Genomic DNA, 20,647 nt, shown 5'->3' on the forward strand with positions numbered 1-20,647 from the left:
TAATAGTTTGACAAGACCCATACCACCCATTAATTCCTCTTAACTCACTAGACCTATTCCAGTCATTCCGTTAGATAGCGACAATACAATAGTTTTACAACACCTAAACCACCCATTAAGTATTTTTAGTCCATTAATCCCATTCTGGCGACTCTATGAGGGTAGCGATAATGCAATAGTTTTTCTAAACCCTTGCATCTTATCCAAAATGTGGTTATACTAATAGTATCTTTAAAGCAATGGTTTTGCCGCCATGATGATTTCTACCGCACAAGCCGCTGATTTACTGGGTGTTTCCGCCACTCGCGTCCGTTACCTTCTGGGCAAGGGCAGAGTCAAAGGAGCGTATAAGGTCGGTAGAACTTGGGTGATTCCTTTGTTTGATGGCATGCCAGTGGTCACCCCTGGCACTCGTGGACCAAAGCGGAATTGGTCAAAGCGTACAAATTACACGAAGGCTGTGATCCACGTTAATCAGAAAGTGATTCGCCAAAATCACAACACCGGGGAACGCAATCCAGTGATTACGGTAAAACGAGGATCTAAAAACATTTACGGTCATACTGTCGAAGTCAATGGCCCTTGCCGGGTGATGTATCGCCCTGATAATCCGCTACATTGTGGCGCAAGGGTCTGGATTGAGACTATCTCAGATTTTCAAGTGATTTGAGCCAAGACTCTCACCGGGTGACAAGCAGCTTGAAAGCATGAAGCAGCAAGCTTTAAATCACATTGACCGAAAACCCTGAGGGCTAACCCCATAAATTCCATTTATGGGGTTAGCCCGAACAGGAATTTATTCCCTAACTGTCCTGGAAGTTATACTATGGGGATATCGACTATAATATTAAGTAAATCAAGTAAACCAAGGAGGTGATTTTAGGTGTTGGTAATGGAGTTCAAGGCTGTCCTTAAAGAGTCTCAAAAATTAGCGATAAATGAGGCAATTAGAACGGCTCGCTTTGTCCGAAATAAAGTACTTCGGTACTGGATGGATAATCGTGGAGTGGGAAAAAAAGAATTGTACCGTTACAACACCCAAATACGCGAAGAGTTCAAGTTTGTCAAAGACCTGAACAGTCATGCATGTCAAGCCTCAGTTGAAAATGTGGAACGGGCAATAAAGCGGTTCTACGACAACTGCAAGAAAAAGGTACCTGGGAAAAAGGGTTATCCCCGTTTCAAAAAACATTCTAGATCAGTTGAATATAAGCAATCTGGTTGGAAATTGTTGCCCGACAAAAAATTCATTAAGTTTACCGATAATAAAGGGATTGGAAAGGTCAAGCTCAAGGGAACCTGGGATTTATGGCGTTTCGAGTCAAAATTAATCAAGCGGGTTAGGATAGTCCGTCGAGCTGATGGTTATTATGTCCAATTCTGCGTCAAAGTAGATAATCACGAACAATTAGAAGCGACTGGGTTTACTGTTGGGTTGGACGTGGGACTAAAAGAGTTTTACGCCGACTCTGATGGGTACACCGAACCCAATCCTAGATTTTATAGAAAAAGCGAAAAAGCTATCAAGTTTTATCAGCGTCGAGTTTCCCGGAAAAAGAAAGGCTCTGCCAATAGAAAGAAAGCAATTAATAGGCTAGGTAGACAGCACCTTAGAATAAGTAGGCAACGTAATGAGCACGCTAAGAGACTGGCGCGCTGCGTAATCTGGTCTAACGACCTGGTCGCCTACGAAAATCTAAAGGTGAAAAACTTAGTTAAAAACCACTGTCTCGCCAAGTCTATTAATGATGCTGGTTGGTATCAATTCCGGGAATGGTTGGAATATTTTGGTGAAAAGTTTGGTCGAATAACTGTCGCAGTTAATCCTGCTTATACTAGCCAAAATTGTTCCCAGTGCGGCGAGGTTGTGAAAAAGTCACTATCAACTAGGACTCATACCTGTAAATGTGGCTGCCAGCTAGACAGAGACCATAACGCCGCCAAAAATATCTTAACGAGAGCCTTGAGTACGGTGGGGCACACCGGAACTTTTCGAAACGCTCGGGGAGAATCGACCTCTACTCTTCTTGGCTCCGGCAAGGATTAGCAAGTTGGCTCGTTGAACCGAGAATCCCCCGGTTTCTAACCGTGGGGAGTGTCAAAAGCAGGGCAAATAGTAATCGTGGGACCAGGTTTCATCTTTTTTCGCTTAGTATTTTGTCGCGGTATCAGGTGATGAACTGTCAATCGCTCTACATCTCTTCCACAAAGTTCACAAGTCATTGATAATGATAGAAATTATTATTTATTTAGGGACAAATTATTAGGGAGTAGGGAGTAGGGAGTAGGGAGTAGGGAGTAGGGAACTTCGAAGTTGGAAAAAATCCTGTGGACTTCATTACTACGATAACCGTAAAATCCTAAGTGTTGAACATCTCAACTAAACATCCAATATCATGAAAGCTTGGTCAATAATTTCCTATCTAGTTATCGGTATAGTTATCGGTGCTTTTTTAGGTATTATACTACAAAAGTCTGCTCAAGTAGACCAGTTGCTCAGACGCTACGGTATCCTCAGCACTTCCACCACTAAGCATGATCAAAGCAAACCAGTTCCTGCCAATTTTCAAGGGAAGATGTCCCTGTTTATTTTGGCAGGACAGTCGAATATGTCAGGAAGTGGTAAGGTAACACCAGCCAGTTCTGTTACTCACCCCAGAGTTTTTGTCTTTAGAAACAATTACCGCTGGCATCTAGGCCAAGAACCGATTGATTCACCAACCGGACAAGTTGATCACGTCTCGGAAGATAAGTTAGCTGGAGTCGGTCCAGGGATGGCGTTTGCTACTGAATTGCTCAAATACGATCCTGAGCTGATTATTGGTTTAATTCCCTGTGCTAAATGGGACTCTACTATTCAACAGTGGAAAAAAAATCTAAGTGAAGATACTTTGTATGGCTCTTGCTTAAAGCGAGCCTATGCAGCTTCACCAATGGGAGAAATTAAAGGTTTACTATTCTTTCAGGGAGAAAGTGATGGCCTTAATCCTCAATCCTACCCAAGTCGAAGATTCTTCCCTAATCAGTGGGCTGATAAATTTGTTAGGTTAGTAAAAGATTTCCGTCAAGACTTAGGGAAACCTGACTTACCAGTAGTTTTTGCTCAAATTGGTACCACTACTGATCCAGAAAAGCTCCCGAACTGGGAAACCGTGAAAGCGCAACAGGAAACAGTCCAGTTACCAGCTACTGGGATGATTACTACAGATGACTTGGGTTTGCAAGACCATGTTCACTTGACAACGGAAAGTTATTTGATTGTTGGAAAACGATTTGCTAAAACATTTTGGAAACTTACTCAAAGATAATAGTCAAAGATAATAGGGTGGATCAAGACAGGGAAAACTAGAGGAAACGTCGCCATTGATTCTGGTCAAGCTTGATGAACATCTTATCTAAAACAGTTCTTGATGCAGTCGCTCATGGGGGAAACCCCCAAGACCGCGCTGCATCGCTTCCAGCGCTTTTAGTTCCAGGGTTTTTTTTAATTGGAAGCATCGCCATCATTCCAGCAATTCCCACAGTGGTGATATCAACACCAGCTGCTAAAACTGTTGCGCAACAAATTACTGTCCGCATTGATGGTCCAAAACAGGGTGGGAGTGGGATAATTGTTGAACGCCAAGGAAATGTATATTATATCCTGACTAATGCTCATGTACTACAAAAAGCTGGCATCTACAGGATTCAAACCCCTGATGGCAATCGTTATCCTGTAGACTCCCGCTACATCAGACGGATGCCAGGGGTAGATTTAGCGATATTACCTTTCATTAGCACCTCTAACTACCCAGTGGCTAGGTTAGGGAATTCCCAGCAAATCAGTGCAGGTCAAAGGGTTTATGTTGCTGGATGGCCCCGTTCTGGAGGTGCTTCTCAACAACGGCGGTTTATTAATACCGAAGGATTGCTCACGGAGGCTAGTTCTAAACTTCCTAGGGGATATGCTCTGAGTTATACCAATTTGGTGAGAATTGGGATGAGTGGTGGACCGGTATTAGATAATCAGGGGCGGGTAATAGGCATTAATGGCATGGTCAGGTTAGTGGGGAATTCTGACACAATTGTCGCATCTGGGATTAGCATTGACACCTATTTAACCTGGCGCTCTCAGCTGAAACTACCAACTCCTGTAAAGACTCCTCAAGTCGCTGTCTCTCCTACAGCTGTATCTGCCAAGACCGGAACAGTTTTCTACAAGTTGGCCAATACCCTTAAAGTAGGAACTGGCTCAGTTAGTTCTGTGGGGATTGGCACCCTTGCTCAAGGGAGATCAGTACAGGGATTGATGGCCGCTAGTGGTCATAGTGATGGCACTATCTCCCTGTGGAATCTGTCAACTGGTCAATTAATTCGTACCTGGCGAGGTCACGGTGGCGCAGTGAATGCTGTGGTGATTAGTCCGGATGGTCAAACCTTAGTCAGTGGCGGTGATGACCGTATGATCAAGACCTGGAATATTAACACGGGTAAACCGTTAGTTACCCTGACTGGACATCAAGATACAGTGGCGACTTTAGCCTTCAGTGCAGATAGCAAAACTTTAGTTAGTGGCAGCTGGGATAACACCATTAAGATTTGGCAGCTGCCTAAGGGTCAACTGTTGCATACCCTTACCGGACATTTAGGTTCGGTGAATTCTGTTGAAATCTCTCCTGATGGCAAAACCTTAGTAAGTGGTTCTCAAGATACCACTATTCGGCTGTGGAATCTAGCTACAGGTAAGTTAGTGCGTATCCTCAAGGGACATTCTCGATCAGTATCGTCTGTAGCGATTAGTTTGGATGGGAAGATTTTAGCCAGTGGTGGAGGAGACGGCACGATTCGCTTGTGGAATCTTAACACTGGTAAACTGACTAGGACCTTGACGGGTCACACAGATGGAGTGTGGTCAGTAACGATGACTAGAGATGGAAACACCCTAATTAGCGGTAGTTGGGATAAGACCATTAAGTTGTGGGATATGAGGAGCGGTCAGTTGAAAAGCACCTTAAATGGTCATTCGGGCTATGTTGTGGCTGTTGCTTTGAGCCAGGATGGTCAAACCCTGGTTAGTGGTGGTTGGGATCAGCAGATTAAAATTTGGAGAAAGCAAATGTCTAATTAACTTGAATTAACTTGAGTTTAAGATAAGCGATTCGGCAAAGCCGACGCTTCGCGAACGCACTCCTAAGCTAAAACGCATTTAAAATGGGCTTTAGCAAGGCAAAAGCCAAAAGCCAAAAGCCAAAAGCCAAAAGCCAAAAGCCAAAAGGATAAGCAATGTCGCTCAAAGGTTGGTGAGAATTGCTATAGATGTGGGAGTTGTCTACACCATCAACCGGTCAAATAATCCCACGCTTTAATAAATGCAACAATTTGACTCACTGGAGGCAGGGTTGATACTGGTCTTGATGGTGTTGTAGTGTCTTCAGATTGCTCGCTCCAGCTTGATTGATTCATCAGATACTTCCCAAAATCTTGATTATAATAAATACTTAATGAGTAGTCTCTAGAGTTAGTAATAATTGTCTTAGTCGGAGCCATAAAAAAGTTAGCCGATGATTTTATTTCTGGTGCTAACTTAAGGGTTTTAATTGGTTTAAGCAGCTCAATAGCTTGGCCAATATTTGTAAGTAATTTATTTATTTGCTTTTTGTCTTGATTACTTAAAGTGTATATTGATCGTGAGGGTAGGCTATTTAATAAGGTCACAATATTGCGATGAGTTTGACCTCCATCTTTGAAGGGGACAATTGCCAAGTAAGCGATAATGAATAAGTCAGCGTTGTTGCTTGTAAAGGTAATGGTTGTTCTGCGAACACTCACCTCAATGCTGGGTGGTTGATTGAGCACTTCAGACACATTGGCTATCTGATTATAAATCGAGGCTAAAGCCAAATTTGCTTTGAGGTCTAACGGGGTATCAACGATAATCTTTACTGTTGGCAGGGTCTCGTTGAAAAAGGTTTTGGCAGCTTCGGAAGACAGACGGATAATTTGACTTTGATCGCCATCGGGACTCAAGTCAACCCATTCACAGATCAGTCCTTCAGTTTTAAGACCAAACCGGGAAACGGCATATAGTTTTGCCCCAGTCAGGGTAGCACCAGTCAAATCTGCTCCAATCCAATTGGCTTTAATCAGCCTTGTCTTACTAAGATCAGCGTGTACTAAACTGGTATTAACTAAATTGGCATTGCTCAAATCAGCCCCAACTAAGGTAGCTCCACTTAATTTAGCGTTGCTGAGATCAGCCCAACTGAGGTTTGCTCCACTTAAATCAGCCCAGCGTAGATTTGCCCCACTGAGATCGGCTCCCCTAAAATTGGCACAGGTGAGATTTCCTTGTCTGATTTCAACCCCTTTGAGATTACTACCGCTGAAATCGGCTTTGTGCAGATTTGTTCCGTTTAAGTGCGCTCCCTTCAAATTTGCTTGACTAAGGGTTGCCCCGGCTAAATTGGCTTCATTGAAGGTAGCGCGGCTGAGATTAGCTTGTCTGAGGGTGGCTTCTCGTAAATCAGCACCAGAGAGGTTTGCTGCGGTTAGATTTGCTCCACTTAGGGAACCACGAACCATCTCAGCACGAATCAGTGATGCCTGAATCAGTTGGGCACCTCTTAAATCAGCCCGAATCAAATTTGCTACATTGAGCTGTGCTTGTGTTAACTTGGCTTTAGAGAGATTGGCACCGCTGAGTCTAGCAACGTTTAAGTTTGCTCGGCTGAGGTTTGTGCCGCTCAAGTTAGCACCACTTAAGTTAGTTACCCTCAGGTTAGCTTCACTCAAGTCGGCACCACTAAGAGTAGCGCTGCTTAGGTTAAGTTCCGTAAGATCAGCAGCTGTAAAATCTCTTACCCCTGCTGCATATTGTTGGATAATTTCCCTGACATTCATTACAATCTAACAAAAATTAATATTTATCATGGCATAGGCTGAATCCCGCTGAGAGATAATGAAAATTGGTATTGTAGGACTGGGATTGATGGGTGGATCCCTAGGATTGGACTTGAGAGCACAAGGTCACCAGGTCTTGGGAGTCTCTCGTCAACCAAAAACCTGTCAATTCGCACGTGATCACGGCATTGTTGATGATGCGAGTATTGACTTAAGTATCCTAGCCACAGCAGAGGTTGTATTTATTTGCACCCCGATAGCCGCGATCGCCTCTACTGTCAAGGATTTAGTCAACTATCTTAACAAGGATACCGTAATCACTGATATTGGTTCGGTCAAAATGCCAGTGGTTAGAGACATTGCTCCCCTGTGGAAAAATTTTGTAGGTGGTCATCCGATGTCAGGAACGGAACACAGGGGTGTGGAAGCTGCGGTGTCGAATCTATTTGCAGGAAATCCTTACGTACTGACGCCGATTGAGACAACACCACCACCAGCACTTGAGAAGGTGGAGGAGATTGTGCGATCGCTTAAGTCATTGGTTTACATCACAAGCCCGGAAAACCATGACCAAGCGGTAGCATGGATTTCTCATCTACCGGTGATGGCGAGTAGCAGTTTGATTGATGCTTGTATGCAGGAGACTGACCCAGTGGTGTTGAGCTTAGCCCAACAGTTAGCTAGTTCTGGTTTTCGTGATACTAGCCGTGTCGGGGGTGGTAATCCAGAACTGGGAGTAATGATGGCTCGTTACAATCAGGAGTCGATAATGCGATCGCTTGTAGGGTATCGCGATCGCCTTGACCAGATAATTGAGGTGATTGAACAGGAAGATTGGTCGAGTCTGGAAAAAATCTTTGAAACTACTCACGTAGCGCGGAAAAAGTTTGTTTCGTGAGTTTGTGGGTGAGGTACCCCGCCCTGCCCTTTACCAATACCCACACTCGACCCAGCCCCTTTCTGATCAGGGTTTCAGGAACGAGTGTGGCATTCCCCCTAAGAGAGCATTTATAAAGTAAAAATAAAGAAGGTGAGCGTACGCCAAAAATCGACTTAGGGTGTTGAGGAGGAAAACAAGTGAGCAAGTCCAGTGTGTTCAGGTTTAAGAAAAGCATATAAGAGCGACCATTTCAGATGCAGAGTGGAAAATAATCGAGCCTCTGATTCCAGCAGCTAAAACCGGAGGTCGTCCACGTACAGTAGACATCTCCAGGAATTGCAAAGCATTTCTATCACTAGCTTTGAGATGATTGCGATCCTGACGGGGCGACATGAAAGCTACAAGGCAGACAGAACTTGCAATCTAGCCCTGAGACCCTTTAGATAATTAGGCAACTTATGGCGGTTAATTTGCATTAACTCCTGCACACATTCAGAGTAAAGTTGAAATAAATCAACCCACAAATGAGCATGAATACCAACATAATAACTACTATGTCTACGGATATAACGTTGAGGTTCTCGCTGACGAACTAAGTATTTTTGTAAGCCCGGTAGTGATAAACATGTAGTGATGGCCTAATCAAACCGACAAACATTGATTCGAGTGATGAATAAAATTCCAAATAGCTCCTAAGTGATTTTCGTTCTTTTTTGGAAAATGACAAAGTTTTTCTTACCAGACGACTAATCCTTTGTCTTAAGGTATTATTTAATCTTTCAATATGATTAGTTTTACCAGTTTTTTTTGCTACTGGCTTGTGACGTTGTCTTGATGCAGTCGCTCATGGGGGAAACCCCCAAGACCGNGAGCCTCTGATTCCAGCAGCTAAAACCGGAGGTCGTCCACGTACAGTAGACATCTCCAGGAATTGCAAAGCATTTCTATCACTAGCTTTGAGATGATTGCGATCCTGACGGGGCGACATGAAAGCTACAAGGCAGACAGAACTTGCAATCTAGCCCTGAGACCCTTTAGATAATTAGGCAACTTATGGCGGTTAATTTGCATTAACTCCTGCACACATTCAGAGTAAAGTTGAAATAAATCAACCCACAAATGAGCATGAATACCAACATAATAACTACTATGTCTACGGATATAACGTTGAGGTTCTCGCTGACGAACTAAGTATTTTTGTAAGCCCGGTAGTGATAAACATGTAGTGATGGCCTAATCAAACCGACAAACATTGATTCGAGTGATGAATAAAATTCCAAATAGCTCCTAAGTGATTTTCGTTCTTTTTTGGAAAATGACAATGTTTTTCTTACCAAACGACTAAGTCTTTGTCTTAAGGTATTATTTAATCTTTCAATATGATTAGTTTTTCCAGTTGTTTTGGCTACTGGTTTATGGCGTTGTCTTGATGCAGCGCGGTCATGGGGGAAACCACGGCAGTCGCTCATGGGGGGAACCCCCAAGACCGCGCTGCATCGCTTTTTAGGTAAGCTGTGATAACAGCTTAACCTTTTTGTTAATAATAAAAATTTAGCAGTTTTCTAAGGATTATTTAATCAGTATTTTTGATTAATTATATAAGTATATCTAATTAATTGATAGTCAAATTCCTATATTTTTCCATAAAAAAAAGCCTTATTTAAAGTCAATGGAATGTTGCATGAATACTTATTTATCACTACCTAATTTTTGACTAAGTTTCGCTAATTAATTCCAGTCCATTTTTTCTAATTTCGTAGAGTAACTTATGAAAGTGACTAATATTAATTCTGTGATTCATAAAAACAACACGCAGAGAATTAATTCCATCAATTTCTACCTTCGAGATAAAAAAATTACCTCCTTCCTTAATTCGGTTTCTAATTGCCAACTGAAAATCAGACAACAGATTATCACTCAAATTTGACGGTACATATCGAAAACAAAGGATATTCACCTCCGGTTGATGAATGGTCTGGAAATCTGGTTCATGTTTTAGTATTTGATAGGCTTCCTGAGTCAACTGACACAAATATTCAATTTGATCAGCAAATATAGCCTTTCCATAGAGCGCCCATAATACCCACAAGTTCATAATTAGGGGTCTTTTAGTACATTCAAAATTCTGTTCTGCACTATCAAATTGAGTATAGATATCAGGAACTTTTTCAAAGACATAACTAGCGTTTTGGCGGAATGCTCCATAGCTCTTTTTTTTGTTCTTATAGAAAAGAAGGGTACACACTCCAGGCAAAAACATCATCTTGTGCGCGTCTAAGATAAAGGAATCTGCCTTTTCAATTCCTTTTAATTTGTGACGCAACTGATCACAAACCAGTAAACTACCACCATGAGCGCCGTCAATATGAAGCCAGATATTTTTATCTTTGGCTATTTGTGCTAATTCATCAATCGCATCAAAAGCACCTACGGAAGTAGTTCCGGCTGAAGCCACCATACAGAAAACATTTAGTCCCTGCTTCTCTGCTGCTTCTAGGGTAGGGCGCACCTTATCTATACAAATTTGCCTTTTCTGATTAACTGGTAAACGGACAATTTGATTTTCTCCGATTCCCATAATCCCCGTAGCACGACAAACACCATAATGTGCATCTTCACTCATAGCAATTGCTGGACGATATTTGTCCCCCAATGCATAAATACCTTCTGACCAAATCTGAGGAAATTTTTCATTCCTAGCTACCAAAAGAGCGGTTAAATTGCCTAAGGTCCCCCCAGATGTAGTCACCATAGCAAAACTATCAGGAGCCCAACCAATAAATTGGTTAAATTCATCGGCCATAATACGCTCAACTACATTCGGTAACGGCCCCGCTTCATAGAAGGAAGATGGTTGATTCACGATTGAACTCATTAAATCAATCAGGCCAGCTAAAGGAATTACGCCAGAAAACTGTCGCCCCATATAACCGGGTGAGTACACTTGTATTCCGGTTTTAATGTATAAGTCAATAATGGCTTCTAGCTTTTCTTGATTGTATGTAGCCGTGTTCTTCTGTCCCTGATTCATTATATCTTTTGCTGTTTGGGACAAGTCATAAGGATTAGTCAGTGCCAACCCTCTGGTTGATGAGTCGGCTAAGTATTTTTCTAGCTTTGATATAATAATCTCAGCGCTCTTCCGAAACAACTGATGATCAAAAACTCCTTCCTTATTTCCCAAGTTTTCGATATCTCCTACAGATTGCAAATGCATACTATCTCTCACCCTTGTATTTTTATTGTATTACGATTACGATGATGATTTGATGAGTAACACGAATTTATAAGCTGTTTGAAATTTTAGACACACAACAGCTTAATCAATTTTACTTTCATAGGAGAATAATAACTTTTACATTTCACTCTGTCAAGTCGAAAAAAAAAATTACTCCCCTACTCCTTAGAGCTGATTTGTAAACAAAAAATTAAGACGCTAATCTTCTTGTCATTAAACGAATTAATGAACCATATATCATCCCTGTACTCATTTGTGTATATAACTCATAGTCTTTACTAAGCGCGTCTAAATCGATAAAACCCGCCAAATGTTCTTTCTACAATCCACCGCTTCGGTAAAATTTCAAACTCTTTTGATTTCCTTTCTATCACTTCGACTCGAACAGAATCACCACATCCCTGTTTGACGGCTTGAGCAAAATTCCTTCCTGAATAACCAAAGGTCCACCCAGACCAATTCTAATAACTGAGTGCTTCAGACAAAACGACTACTGCTCCGAGCCTTTCAGAAGCATTGGCTGACCTTACTAATACCCCAATGAGTAATCCCTGAGAATCGACGGCGTTGCTGAATCAAAAAATGGTATACTAAAAATAAAACCATGGAATGCCCGCGCATGTCATAGCCATAAAACTCATAAATATGGTCATCAAAGAGGAAAACAAAGATATAAATGCAACGAATGTGGACGACAATTTATAGAGGTTAAAACTGAGCGTGGTTACGATGAACAAACTAAATTGCTCTGCCTAAAAGCGATGCAGCGCGGTCTTGGGGGTTCCCCCCATGAGCGACTGCCGTGGTTCCCCCCACTCGCGCTTTGCATCAAGACAATGTATCTAAATGGCATGGGCTTTAGAGCCATAGAAAGAGTTACTGGCGTTCACCATACTACCATTATAGGTTGGGTTAAAAAAGTTAGTTTACGATTAAAAGATGTATGTTTTACTGAAGAAATACCTGAAATACCTGAAATTGATGAGCTACAAACATTTGTAAAAAAAAACCAGATTTGGGTTTGAGACGAAACCTTGGAGAGGGTAGCCAATGAGCGTCGGCAGGTTATGAGTAATAGTTTGAAGTCTTTTGTAATAAGGCTACCCTCTCCTACGGTAACTTTAAAGGACGGCAGCTAATAAGCGCTATCCCGGGATTTTAAACTTTATAATTGGTGACCGTAGTGCTGAAACTTTCAAAAAGCTTTGGAAAAGCGTAAAGCGATGCAGCGCCGCCAAAGGGGGTTTCCCCCACTCGCGCTTTGCATCAAGACATAGAAAATGAAAATATGAGATTAAGACATTATTTTGCTAGACTACATCGACGAACTCTTTGCTATTCTAAATCATCAGAGATGTTGGAATTATCAATTAGGCTTCTTATTTATTATTTAAAATATCACAAAATCCCCCTTCCTGGTGAAACCATTCTATAATTCAGCAACGCCGATTTTTCAGCCTCCCCAGCACAAGTTCATGTCTTTAGTTCTGGATGAATCTTATAAACGTACCTTTGTAATGTTAGGGGGGCGGGGGACGCAAGAGAGTTTTGTTCCCCCCAGAATTGCTATCCATTAGGCAAAAGTAGTCGAAACGGTGATAGAGACTAGGATGTAGAAGCAAGTTGTGAACCTTCAAACAAATGGTAGAAGGTCGAAAGCCCTCGCCAGAGAGTTTTCAGGCCAGGTTCACCATCTCCACTACGAGCCAAAAATCCACCCAAGCGCGCAATCGCTCATCAGAGCTTGATGAAGAGTAGGAGGTTTTTTCGAGCGGTTTTTGGGTTGAAATTTACGTCGCAAGAGTTTCCATTCCGCTGGAGAGAAAACAACTTGGCAAGAAGCATTCGGATTAAGTCGAGCTTGATAAGTCAACCACATTAGTCGCCAAGCAACAATGTTATAAGTAGCCAATGCTTTGAGTAAACGCTCTCGGGTTTGGAGTTGAAGTTTTTCCACACCACAACCACTTTTTAGGGTAAAGTGAAAGCGTTCTATAAGCCATCGATAGCTATACCACCGTACACATTGCCAAGCTTGTTGGAAGTCATCAATGGGTAGAGTAGTGAGCAACAACCAACGAATAGGTTGACTACCATCAGCCGGTTTCTCCGTTTCTTCTACCAGTAGTACGTTAATTTCCACTGGATGGAGATTGTGAGGTTTGGGGTGATTTTGAGGTACTTCCAGTGTGACTCTCATCCCTCGGATTTGCAATGTTGCTTGACGAGCTCGACGTTTGGGATTACGCTCCAAGTTAATGGTCATTGTACCTAAAATTGACCCTTGTTCAATCATCGGTAACAGATATCCCATCTCCTCTTTCACTCTGCGGTTATACTCTCCTCTAATCAGTAATTCGCTATTGGCAGAGCGCTTTTGGGCAAATAACTCAAAGATATCAGCCTCACGATCTGCAACATGTATAAGCTGGATTTTTTCGGCTAGTCCTTCTTCGGCTCCTTTAGCTGTCTGTAACCATCGATAGCTTTCTTTTTCTTGAATTGGTTTTTTCTTGCGTTCTTTTTTCTTTCCACTCCTTTGCTTTCTTGTCCAACTCTGCTGATGTAGCATTCCCAATGGTTCTCCTTTGCTACTTACTGCTATACAGCTATGAACTTTGATTCCTTGTTGAGGAGTCTGATTGATATATCCCAAATCTTTGGTTGCTTCATGTGTTGTATACTCCAAGTCGGTCGTATCCTGTATAGCCAGTACTACTCCTGCTTCTACACACCTCCTGACTACACCTTCCCTGTGTGAAGCCAATATTTGTGTTTTTTTCACTTTCTCATTTGACCAAAATCTGTAGATACTTTGGCTTTTGTTCGCATTACCACTCGCTTTCGGTACTGTTTCTCCTGGATGTTCGCTTAAGAGCAACAGTGTCTTTCTCAATCTTTTGGCATGGCGTATGTCCTGAAAAATTTTGGATTTATTTCCTGGCTTATCCAATCCTTCATTTGTTCTTCTTCATCCCCTGATTGACTTTTCCTCTGATACTCTCACAACCTTAGCCTTGCTGTCCACAAAGTGCGAACACGATTGTTAAGTTGATACTACAACTGGGAAAGATTGGGCGGCGCAGCGGAGGTTGAAGCGCTCCCTACGGTATCTTGCCACGCCAGTACAGTGTTTGGGTGGGGAGCAGCTTCAACCCGCCCAATAAGCGCGAAGCGTTTCCCAGTGGCGATAGCTATGATTTGGCCTAGCCTCTCTAAGAGTTGGCAATCGCACTCTTGGGAGACCCCTATTCGTCTAGCGATCGCACTTCTTATTTTGCGATCGCACTTCTTATTTTGCGATCGCACTTCTTATTTTGTGATCGCAGTCTTGGGAAACCCCTATTCGTCTAATAATGGCTCTCACCACTCCTCTCCCAATCCTTGCCTAAATCCTAGTCTCTATCACCGTTTCGACTACTTTTGCCTAATGGATAGCAGAATTGGGGGGCTAGGGGGGCGAAACCATACCCAGAATCAGCAACGCCAAGCAAATTACCAATTACCACAGTACTAACTATTTCCAATCCCTTGACCTCCCAACCAACCGGTTGTCCAAGCACTCTGAAAATTAAATCCCCCGGTAATTCCATCAATATCGAGAATTTCCCCAGCAAAGTAAAGACCTGGACATTGGCGGCTTTCCATAGTCTTGAAATTCACTTCTTTGAGACTAACACCACCACAAGTAACAAACTCTTCCTTAAAAACTCCTTTACCTTGAATCAAATAGCGTCCTTGAGTCAGTTCTTGAACTAACTGATGTACGGTTTTTTTGGATAACTCAGCCCAACGGTTTTCTGATCCCACTCCGACACTAGTAACTAAACTCACCCAAAGGCGCTTTGGGATAGGAATGGGACAACTAGTAGTAATGAAGCGTCGAGGTAACTGGGATTTAACATCAAGGAGTAATTTGCGCAATCGGTCTGGATTGTAATCAGGAAGCCAATTCACCAACAAGGGCATTTGATAATGGTGTTCGTGCAACACTCTCGCCCCCCAAGCAGAAAGCTTCAGTACCACTGGACCACTTAAACCCCAGTGGGTAATTAGCAATGGTCCCGTTTGTTCCTTCAAGGTTTTACCAGCATCGGGTAATTTGAGGCAGACCTGTTTAACACTCACCCCAGCTAAATCCTGTAAACGGGAGTCTGGGATATTAAAAGTGAATAGAGAAGGAACGGGGGTTTCGATGGTATGACCTAAGGCTTTTGCCCAACGGTAGCCTAGGGGATTGCTACCAGTAGCAACCAAAACGCGATCGCATTTTATAGTCTCACCATTCCTCAACCCAATTTCAAATCCTCCTGGGGTCTGGTGTGGCGTGTCAGGAGTTGGGTGTTGGGAAAATTGCCGAGAGATCCACTTAACCGGATTACTAGTGCGAATATTCACCCCTGCCCTCTTAGCCACTTGTAAGAGACAATCAACAATAGTTTCCGAACTATCAGTAATCGGAAACATCCTGCCATCTGCTTCAGTTTTCAGCTCAACACCGTGAGCCCCAAACCAAGCAATGGTATCCTTCGGTTGAAAGCGGGTGTAAGCCCCTCGCAATGCTTTGCTTCCCCTCGGGTAAGCTTGGACCAATTGGGCTGGATCAAAACAAGAATGAGTAACATTACACCGTCCACCACCAGAGATGCGCACCTTCGATAATGGATGGCGTGAGGCTTCTAGCAGAGTGACATTGGTATGGGGATGAGTAGTTGCACAGGTAATTGCCCCAAAAAAACCAGCGGCTCCACCACCAATGACTATGACATTGAGATTTTGTGAATTATCCAAGGGAATCGGGAATTGGGAATCGGGAATCGGGAATCGGGAATCGGGAATCGGGAATCGGGAATCGGGAATCGGGAATCGGGAATCGGGAATCGGGAATCGGGAATCGGGAATCGGGAATCGGGAATCGGGAATCGGGAATCGGGAATCGGGAATCGGGAATCGGGAATCGGGAATCGGGAATCGGGAATCGGGAATCGGGAATCGGGAATCGGGAATCGGGAATCGGGAATCGGGAATCGGGAATCGGGAATCGGGAATCGGGAATCGGGAATCGGGAATCGGGAATCGGGAATCGGGNCCCCATCTCCCCATCCCCCCATCTCCCCATCTCCCCATCTCCCCATCTCCCCATCTCCCCATCTCCCCATACTTCCCATACTTCCATCTCTTTACCTTTTGCCTTCAAATCCTAGGATCGTCCTGGCAAATAGTACTTAAAGTCCCTTGAGCCTTTATAGTCAGTGACATTAGCCAATTCTTCTAGAGTTTGGACACCAGGAAGCAATTCGCCATTAATTTGCCAAGTAGGATAGGATTTAATTCCAGCAGCGATACAAGCTTCTGTCTGAGCATTTTTGCCATCACGAGCACACTCTATATAATTGATTTGAGAGAATGCCTGTTTTCCAAACAGTTGCTTCTGCTCATAGCAGTGGGGACACCAGTAAGCTCCGTATTTCTTAGCACCAACCTCAGTCAAATGACGCGCCAGATCAATTTCCGATTGACCAGAGGTTGTGTTAACTTTCCAGCCACCAATCGCTGCGTTTGGCGCACCAGAGGCTGTGGGAATTGGACCACCATTGTCTGCTGATGTAGCCACGGATTCCCCAACATTAGCATAAACGCCTAAGGTACCTACCAAGGTGATCATGCCCACGATCAGACCGATAAAGAAAATTTGACCAATATCTTCCCAACTTCGACCCACAAGGGTTAGGACTAGCAGGCTAATGGCAAATAATGCTGAAGTGATGCAGTATATACAGAGTGCTTGGATCTCAAATGCCAGCAAGTACATCAAGTAGCTACTGAACACTGTCATAGCTGCTGCACCTGCCAACAGCAGTAACCAAGTCCAATTTTCTAGTTTTGAGCGAAGTCCTTTCTTTGGGTCTCCCTTTACTAACAAGGGAGCCAAGGCAAATGTAGCCATACTGGTGTATGCCAAGAAACCAAACAAGGTTAGTGGCAGACCAAATATACTAGCATAAGGGCTGGAAAGGACATCATTACAGCTGGAAGCATTAGCTGCACCCGCGCTGCAAACTGCAGTACCACCTGTCAGTTTAACCACAGTCAGATAAGCAGTTAACAGGGCACCCACGACAGCGATCGCAGCAATCAGCTGACGGGACCAACGATAAATCCAGGGGGCAGAACGCCTGCGACTTACACTCATAATCTAGATAATGAGGAATAGGGGTTGCTTGAAATTTCTAACTACTACGTTATCAAGTCAAACAACCAATAGACAGAAATCAAGTTAACATACTGTTGAAAGCCAACCTTCACCCTTCACCCTTCACCCTTCAACCTTCACCCTTTAACCTTCAACCTTTAACCTTCAACCTTCAACCTTCAACCTTCAACCTTCAAACAATTGGTTTTTGTTCTTGTTTAGCAGACACACTACTGCGTACTGCTTCCACAAATTGACTGACCCGAATCGGGTCAATAGGTTGATCAATTTGTCCACGACGCTTGAGGGAACTAGAGACAATTACCCCATCAGCATATTGCATCAGGGTGGAAATATTTTCCCAATTAGCGCCACTGCCAATAAACACTGGTTTGCCCTTAGCCGCCGCCGAGGCTAACACCAGATCTTGAGGATTGGTAGGAGTACCGGTTCCCCAGCCAGAGAGAATCACACCATCAGCTAACCCCCGCTCTATGGTTTCTTGTACAGCTATGGTGATATTGGGTGACTCCAAAGGTTGTCCATGTTTGACTAGAACATCAGCAAGAATCTTAACATCACTACCCAGTGCCCGACGGTAGCGCAAGAGTGTATGAGCCTGTCCCTCAATTAACCCCTGGTCTGTTGCCATAATCCCAGTCAGAACATTAACGCGGATAAATTTAGCCCCTACACAAGTAGCAATTGCCAAAGCACTATGAGCATCATTGCGCAAAATATTGATCCCTATTGGTATAGGAACCAGGTTCATAAGTCGCTCGACTATGATCGTCATGGTACTGACTACTGCTGGATCGACCTGGTTTTTGGTAAATGGGGCGTCGAAAAAATTCTCAACAATCACCCCATCCACTCCACCAGAGCCTAAGGCGGTGACCTCTTGCTCGGCTCGGTCAATGACAGCTTGCAGGCTACCCCCCCAGCGCGGGGAAGTAGGGAGTGGCAGCAAATGCACAACTCCTATGATCGGATTCGGTGTCTGGAAAATTTGCTCTAAGTTCACAATCGTGGGATATTTGGAAGCCCCATCTCATCAGGGAGCGGGGAGGAAAAGCTACAGATAGAGGGAACCAGCGCCCCCTGTAGAAAACTTGGGAATTGAGAGTAGGGTCGGATGCCTTGTCTTGATGCAGTCGCTCATGGGGGTTTCCCCCAAGACCGCGCTGCATCGCTTTCTGGCATCGGTCTACCACTGGCATTAATGGTAAAGCTATGGTGCTTACCCTTTTGATTACACCTGGGATTTAGTTCTCCCGGTTGCTAAAACCAGTTGCTAAAACCAATTGTATCGGTCAGTGCTATCCCCAAAGCAAGCACCTTAATTCCTGAAGACGATTTCTAGTGGTGGTAGGTTAACAGAGGTGAGCCCTAAAACTACTACATCTGTTTTGAATGCCTACTTATTCTAGGTCAAGGGTAAAATAGGATTATATATAGTACCAGTAGATTGTACCTTTGTCCTGTCAACTTTGAGCTTTTCGAGCTGCTTGTGGTTAAGAGCCCAGATCAGCACTACTCGATTTAATCCCTGTAGGAGCTCAGCCCCCCGCTCCCCCATAGAGGGAGCTTACCAACACGAGCCCGTTGGAGTCACGATCCCCGCGAGCCCATGATTTTCTGTGAGGGATATTTTTAGATTTCCTCATATTTTTTTGAATATTTTAATAAAATTTAATTTAGAATGAGTGTATAGGTTTTCATAGTGAAATCAACATGGAACATCAGTACTAGTAGATTAGGAGAGCAGATATAGAAGTTGAGCACATCACTTACACACTAAGCTCAATCACACCAAGCTCAATCACACCAAGCTCAATCACACCAAGCTTAATCAATGGTGTAAGGTTCTGCTAAAGGGCAGTAGGTGATGTGACTAAGCGGTAGTAAATATAATAAGATGATTAATGAATGGGCAAAAAGCCAACTGTAGCAATATCTCACTTGGGCTGCGAGAAAAATCGCATTGATACCGAACATATGCTGGGTCTGCTGGTTCAGGCAGGATACCAGGTTGATGCCAATGACGAATTAGCTGACTATGTTATTGTAAATACCTGTAGTTTTATAGAAGAAGCGCGGCGAGAATCAGTCCGCACGCTGGTAGAACTGGCGGAAGCTGATCAAAAAATTGTGATCACCGGCTGTATGGCTCAACACTTCCAAAGCCAATTATTGGAAGAGTTGCCAGAGGCAGTGGCAGTGGTGGGCACCGGGGACTACCATAAAATAGTAGATGTAATCCAAAGAGTAGAAACAGGCGATCGCGTTCAAGAGGTTTCTACTGAACCAACCTACATTGCTGACGAAACAACGCCACGCTACCGAACAACTTCTGAAGGGGTGGCTTACCTGCGGGTGGCAGAAGGCTGTGATTACCGCTGTTCATTCTGTATCATTCCGCACCTCCGGGGAAAGCAGCGATCGCGTACCATAGAATCTATTGTTGCGGAAGCTGAGCAGTTGGCATCTCAAGGGGTTCAAGAGCTGATTTTAATTTCCCAAATTACCACCAACTATGGTTTAGACATATACGGCAAACCCAAACTAGCAGAACTGCTGAGAGCATTAGGTGAAGTAGACATCCCCTGGATTCGGATCCACTACGCCTATCCCACGGGTTTAACCCCATCCGTGATTAAAGCCATTCACGAAACTCATAATGTTCTTCCTTATCTCGATTTGCCTCTACAGCACTCCCATCCAGAAATCCTCCGCTCCATGAACCGTCCTTGGCAGGGACGAGTAAATGACGCTATAATCACGCAACTAAAAACTGCACTTCCTGATGCAGTGTTGCGAACCACCTTTATTGTCGGGTTTCCCGGCGAGACAGAGCAGCACTTTGAACACTTGCTGGAATTTGTCCAGCATCATGAATTTGACCATGTTGGAGTGTTTACCTTTTCTGCGGAGGAGGGAACAGCAGCATACAAATTGCCTAATCAGTTGCCCCAAGGGGTGATGGATGCCAGACGGGATGCCCTGATGGCAGTTCAACAACCGATTTCCTTGAAAAAAAATCAAAACTGTCTGGGCAAGATAGTTGATGTTCTCATAGAACAAGAAAATCCCTTAACGGGTGAATTTATTGGTCGCAGTGCCAGATTTGCCCCTGAGGTGGATGGATTGGTCTACGTTCAAGGTGATGCCTCTTTAGGAACCATAGTAACAGTAGAAATTACTGATTCTGATGTCTACGACTTGTATGGTTCTGTAGTACTACCTCCGTAAACAAGCCACAGGCTTTAACTAGGGGCTGGAATTAAAAACTCCACCACTAGGGGAAGTAATCTGGTCAATCCTGAACCAGAAATGATCCTTGGTCTTTTAGATTATGGAGCTGTAAACAAGGTGTCTAGCCTTGTCAAAAGCAGGTGTCTGTCGCCCATAGTCATGGCACACTAAAGCGCACACTAAACGGCACACTTAAAAGACC

General features: G+C 43.6%; 17 protein-coding genes and 5 pseudogenes. 10 read left to right on the forward strand and 12 right to left on the reverse strand.

What is annotated here, in order from left to right; all coding sequences use genetic code 11:
- The first annotated feature begins 253 nt into the window (after window positions 1–253).
- A complete protein-coding gene (locus BJP37_RS15195; protein WP_075899982.1) occupies window positions 254–670 on the forward strand; it encodes a helix-turn-helix domain-containing protein in 417 nt (138 codons plus the stop codon).
- A gap of 213 nt (window positions 671–883) precedes the next feature.
- Entirely contained in the window at window positions 884–2,047 is a 1,164-nt protein-coding gene (locus BJP37_RS15200) for an RNA-guided endonuclease InsQ/TnpB family protein (protein ID WP_075899984.1), read from the forward strand.
- 35 nt (window positions 2,048–2,082) lie between these two features.
- Here the strand turns inward: BJP37_RS15200 and BJP37_RS44315 are convergent, their stop codons facing one another.
- Window positions 2,083–2,223 carry an HNH endonuclease gene (locus BJP37_RS44315; RefSeq protein ID WP_330359436.1) on the reverse strand — a complete coding sequence of 47 codons (141 nt, stop codon included), beginning with the start codon at window positions 2,221–2,223 and terminating at the stop codon, window positions 2,083–2,085.
- Window positions 2,224–2,396: 173 nt separating this feature from the next.
- On the opposite strand from BJP37_RS44315, the gene BJP37_RS15205 reads away from it, so the two are divergent.
- Window positions 2,397–3,308, forward strand: coding sequence for a sialate O-acetylesterase (locus tag BJP37_RS15205; protein ID WP_075899986.1), 912 nt, complete (start codon window positions 2,397–2,399; stop codon window positions 3,306–3,308).
- 74 nt (window positions 3,309–3,382) lie between these two features.
- Window positions 3,383–5,107: a trypsin-like peptidase domain-containing protein gene (locus tag BJP37_RS15210; protein ID WP_075899988.1), complete on the forward strand. Its 1,725-nt coding sequence runs from the start codon at window positions 3,383–3,385 to the stop codon at window positions 5,105–5,107.
- 209 nt (window positions 5,108–5,316) lie between these two features.
- On the opposite strand, the gene BJP37_RS15215 is transcribed toward BJP37_RS15210, so the two are convergent.
- Window positions 5,317–6,879 carry a pentapeptide repeat-containing protein gene (locus BJP37_RS15215; protein ID WP_075899990.1) on the reverse strand — a complete coding sequence of 521 codons (1,563 nt, stop codon included), beginning with the start codon at window positions 6,877–6,879 and terminating at the stop codon, window positions 5,317–5,319.
- A gap of 58 nt (window positions 6,880–6,937) precedes the next feature.
- Here BJP37_RS15215 and BJP37_RS15220 point away from each other — a divergent pair, with 58 nt between their 5' ends.
- Window positions 6,938–7,777 (forward strand): prephenate/arogenate dehydrogenase, encoded by an 840-nt coding sequence (locus tag BJP37_RS15220; RefSeq protein ID WP_075899992.1) that lies wholly within the window; start codon window positions 6,938–6,940, stop codon window positions 7,775–7,777.
- 624 nt (window positions 7,778–8,401) lie between these two features.
- On the opposite strand, the pseudogene BJP37_RS15235 reads toward BJP37_RS15220, so the two are convergent.
- From BJP37_RS15235 to BJP37_RS45025, 4 genes and pseudogenes are all read right to left on the reverse strand, one after another.
- Window positions 8,402–8,585, reverse strand: a pseudogene (locus BJP37_RS15235) (IS1 family transposase); the annotation flags it as partial.
- A gap of 411 nt (window positions 8,586–8,996) precedes the next feature.
- Window positions 8,997–9,180, reverse strand: a pseudogene (locus BJP37_RS42540) (IS1 family transposase); the annotation flags it as partial.
- A 293-nt stretch (window positions 9,181–9,473) separates the two neighbouring features.
- Window positions 9,474–10,838, reverse strand: a complete 1,365-nt coding sequence (locus BJP37_RS15250; RefSeq protein WP_158069598.1) for a pyridoxal phosphate-dependent decarboxylase family protein — start codon at window positions 10,836–10,838, stop codon at window positions 9,474–9,476.
- A gap of 349 nt (window positions 10,839–11,187) precedes the next feature.
- Window positions 11,188–11,560 (reverse strand): annotated as a pseudogene (locus tag BJP37_RS45025) (transposase); the annotation flags it as partial.
- A gap of 33 nt (window positions 11,561–11,593) precedes the next feature.
- Between BJP37_RS45025 and BJP37_RS45030 the strand changes: the two are divergent.
- The 3 genes and pseudogenes from BJP37_RS45030 to BJP37_RS45035 form a co-directional block, all read left to right on the forward strand.
- Window positions 11,594–11,662 (forward strand): annotated as a pseudogene (locus BJP37_RS45030) (hypothetical protein); the annotation flags it as partial.
- A gap of 96 nt (window positions 11,663–11,758) precedes the next feature.
- Window positions 11,759–12,022 (forward strand): hypothetical protein, encoded by a 264-nt coding sequence (locus tag BJP37_RS15260; protein ID WP_075899997.1) that lies wholly within the window; start codon window positions 11,759–11,761, stop codon window positions 12,020–12,022.
- Between the two features lie 103 nt (window positions 12,023–12,125).
- Window positions 12,126–12,432 (forward strand): annotated as a pseudogene (locus BJP37_RS45035) (IS1 family transposase); the annotation flags it as partial.
- A 170-nt stretch (window positions 12,433–12,602) separates the two neighbouring features.
- Here the strand turns inward: BJP37_RS45035 and BJP37_RS44585 are convergent.
- On the reverse strand, window positions 12,603–12,719 hold the full coding sequence (locus tag BJP37_RS44585) for an IS4 family transposase (RefSeq protein WP_369121304.1): 117 nt from the start codon (window positions 12,717–12,719) through the stop codon (window positions 12,603–12,605).
- A complete protein-coding gene (locus tag BJP37_RS15270; protein ID WP_143727629.1) occupies window positions 12,697–13,950 on the reverse strand; it encodes an IS4 family transposase in 1,254 nt (417 codons plus the stop codon). The genes BJP37_RS44585 and BJP37_RS15270 overlap by 23 nt, the downstream gene beginning before the upstream one ends.
- A gap of 120 nt (window positions 13,951–14,070) precedes the next feature.
- Between BJP37_RS15270 and BJP37_RS36615 the strand changes: the two genes are divergently transcribed.
- The gene (locus BJP37_RS36615; protein ID WP_143727630.1) at window positions 14,071–14,514 is read left to right on the forward strand and encodes a hypothetical protein; all 444 of its coding nucleotides are present in this window, start codon (window positions 14,071–14,073) and stop codon (window positions 14,512–14,514) included.
- Here BJP37_RS36615 and BJP37_RS15275 read toward each other — a convergent pair.
- The 4 genes from BJP37_RS15275 to BJP37_RS41105 form a co-directional block, all read right to left on the reverse strand.
- Window positions 14,511–15,788, reverse strand: coding sequence for a BaiN/RdsA family NAD(P)/FAD-dependent oxidoreductase (locus tag BJP37_RS15275; RefSeq protein ID WP_075899999.1), 1,278 nt, complete (start codon window positions 15,786–15,788; stop codon window positions 14,511–14,513). The two genes, BJP37_RS36615 and BJP37_RS15275, sit on opposite strands and share 4 nt — an antisense overlap.
- 409 nt (window positions 15,789–16,197) lie before the next feature.
- Window positions 16,198–17,190 (reverse strand): vitamin K epoxide reductase family protein, encoded by a 993-nt coding sequence (locus BJP37_RS15285; protein ID WP_075900001.1) that lies wholly within the window; start codon window positions 17,188–17,190, stop codon window positions 16,198–16,200.
- 193 nt (window positions 17,191–17,383) lie between these two features.
- Window positions 17,384–18,214: a photosystem I biogenesis protein BtpA gene (btpA, locus tag BJP37_RS15290; RefSeq protein ID WP_070393211.1), complete on the reverse strand. Its 831-nt coding sequence runs from the start codon at window positions 18,212–18,214 to the stop codon at window positions 17,384–17,386.
- On the reverse strand, window positions 18,123–18,380 hold the full coding sequence (locus BJP37_RS41105; protein WP_198954362.1) for a hypothetical protein: 258 nt from the start codon (window positions 18,378–18,380) through the stop codon (window positions 18,123–18,125). The genes btpA and BJP37_RS41105 overlap by 92 nt, the downstream gene beginning before the upstream one ends.
- Window positions 18,381–19,119: 739 nt before the next feature.
- On the opposite strand from BJP37_RS41105, the gene rimO reads away from it, so the two are divergent.
- Complete coding sequence (rimO, locus tag BJP37_RS15295; protein WP_075900003.1) at window positions 19,120–20,442, forward strand: 30S ribosomal protein S12 methylthiotransferase RimO; 1,323 nt, start codon at window positions 19,120–19,122, stop codon at window positions 20,440–20,442.
- Window positions 20,443–20,647: the final 205 nt, after the last annotated feature.

It is taken from the genome of Moorena bouillonii PNG, from assembly GCF_001942495.1.
Taxonomy (GTDB): domain Bacteria; phylum Cyanobacteriota; class Cyanobacteriia; order Cyanobacteriales; family Coleofasciculaceae; genus Moorena; species Moorena bouillonii.

Coding starts and splice junctions, on each gene's coding strand:
- BJP37_RS15195 (WP_075899982.1), top strand. CDS start 254: ATGATGATTTCTACCGCACAAGCCGCTGATTTACTGGGTGTTTCCGCC.
- BJP37_RS44315 (WP_330359436.1), bottom strand. CDS start 2,223: ATGACTTGTGAACTTTGTGGAAGAGATGTAGAGCGATTGACAGTTCAT.
- BJP37_RS15205 (WP_075899986.1), top strand. CDS start 2,397: ATGAAAGCTTGGTCAATAATTTCCTATCTAGTTATCGGTATAGTTATC.
- BJP37_RS15210 (WP_075899988.1), top strand. CDS start 3,383: ATGAACATCTTATCTAAAACAGTTCTTGATGCAGTCGCTCATGGGGGA.
- BJP37_RS15215 (WP_075899990.1), bottom strand. CDS start 6,879: ATGAATGTCAGGGAAATTATCCAACAATATGCAGCAGGGGTAAGAGAT.
- BJP37_RS15220 (WP_075899992.1), top strand. CDS start 6,938: ATGAAAATTGGTATTGTAGGACTGGGATTGATGGGTGGATCCCTAGGA.
- BJP37_RS15260 (WP_075899997.1), top strand. CDS start 11,759: ATGCAGCGCGGTCTTGGGGGTTCCCCCCATGAGCGACTGCCGTGGTTC.
- BJP37_RS15285 (WP_075900001.1), bottom strand. CDS start 17,190: ATGAGTGTAAGTCGCAGGCGTTCTGCCCCCTGGATTTATCGTTGGTCC.
- BJP37_RS41105 (WP_198954362.1), bottom strand. CDS start 18,380: ATGCAGCGCGGTCTTGGGGGAAACCCCCATGAGCGACTGCATCAAGAC.
- rimO (WP_075900003.1), top strand. CDS start 19,120: ATGGGCAAAAAGCCAACTGTAGCAATATCTCACTTGGGCTGCGAGAAA.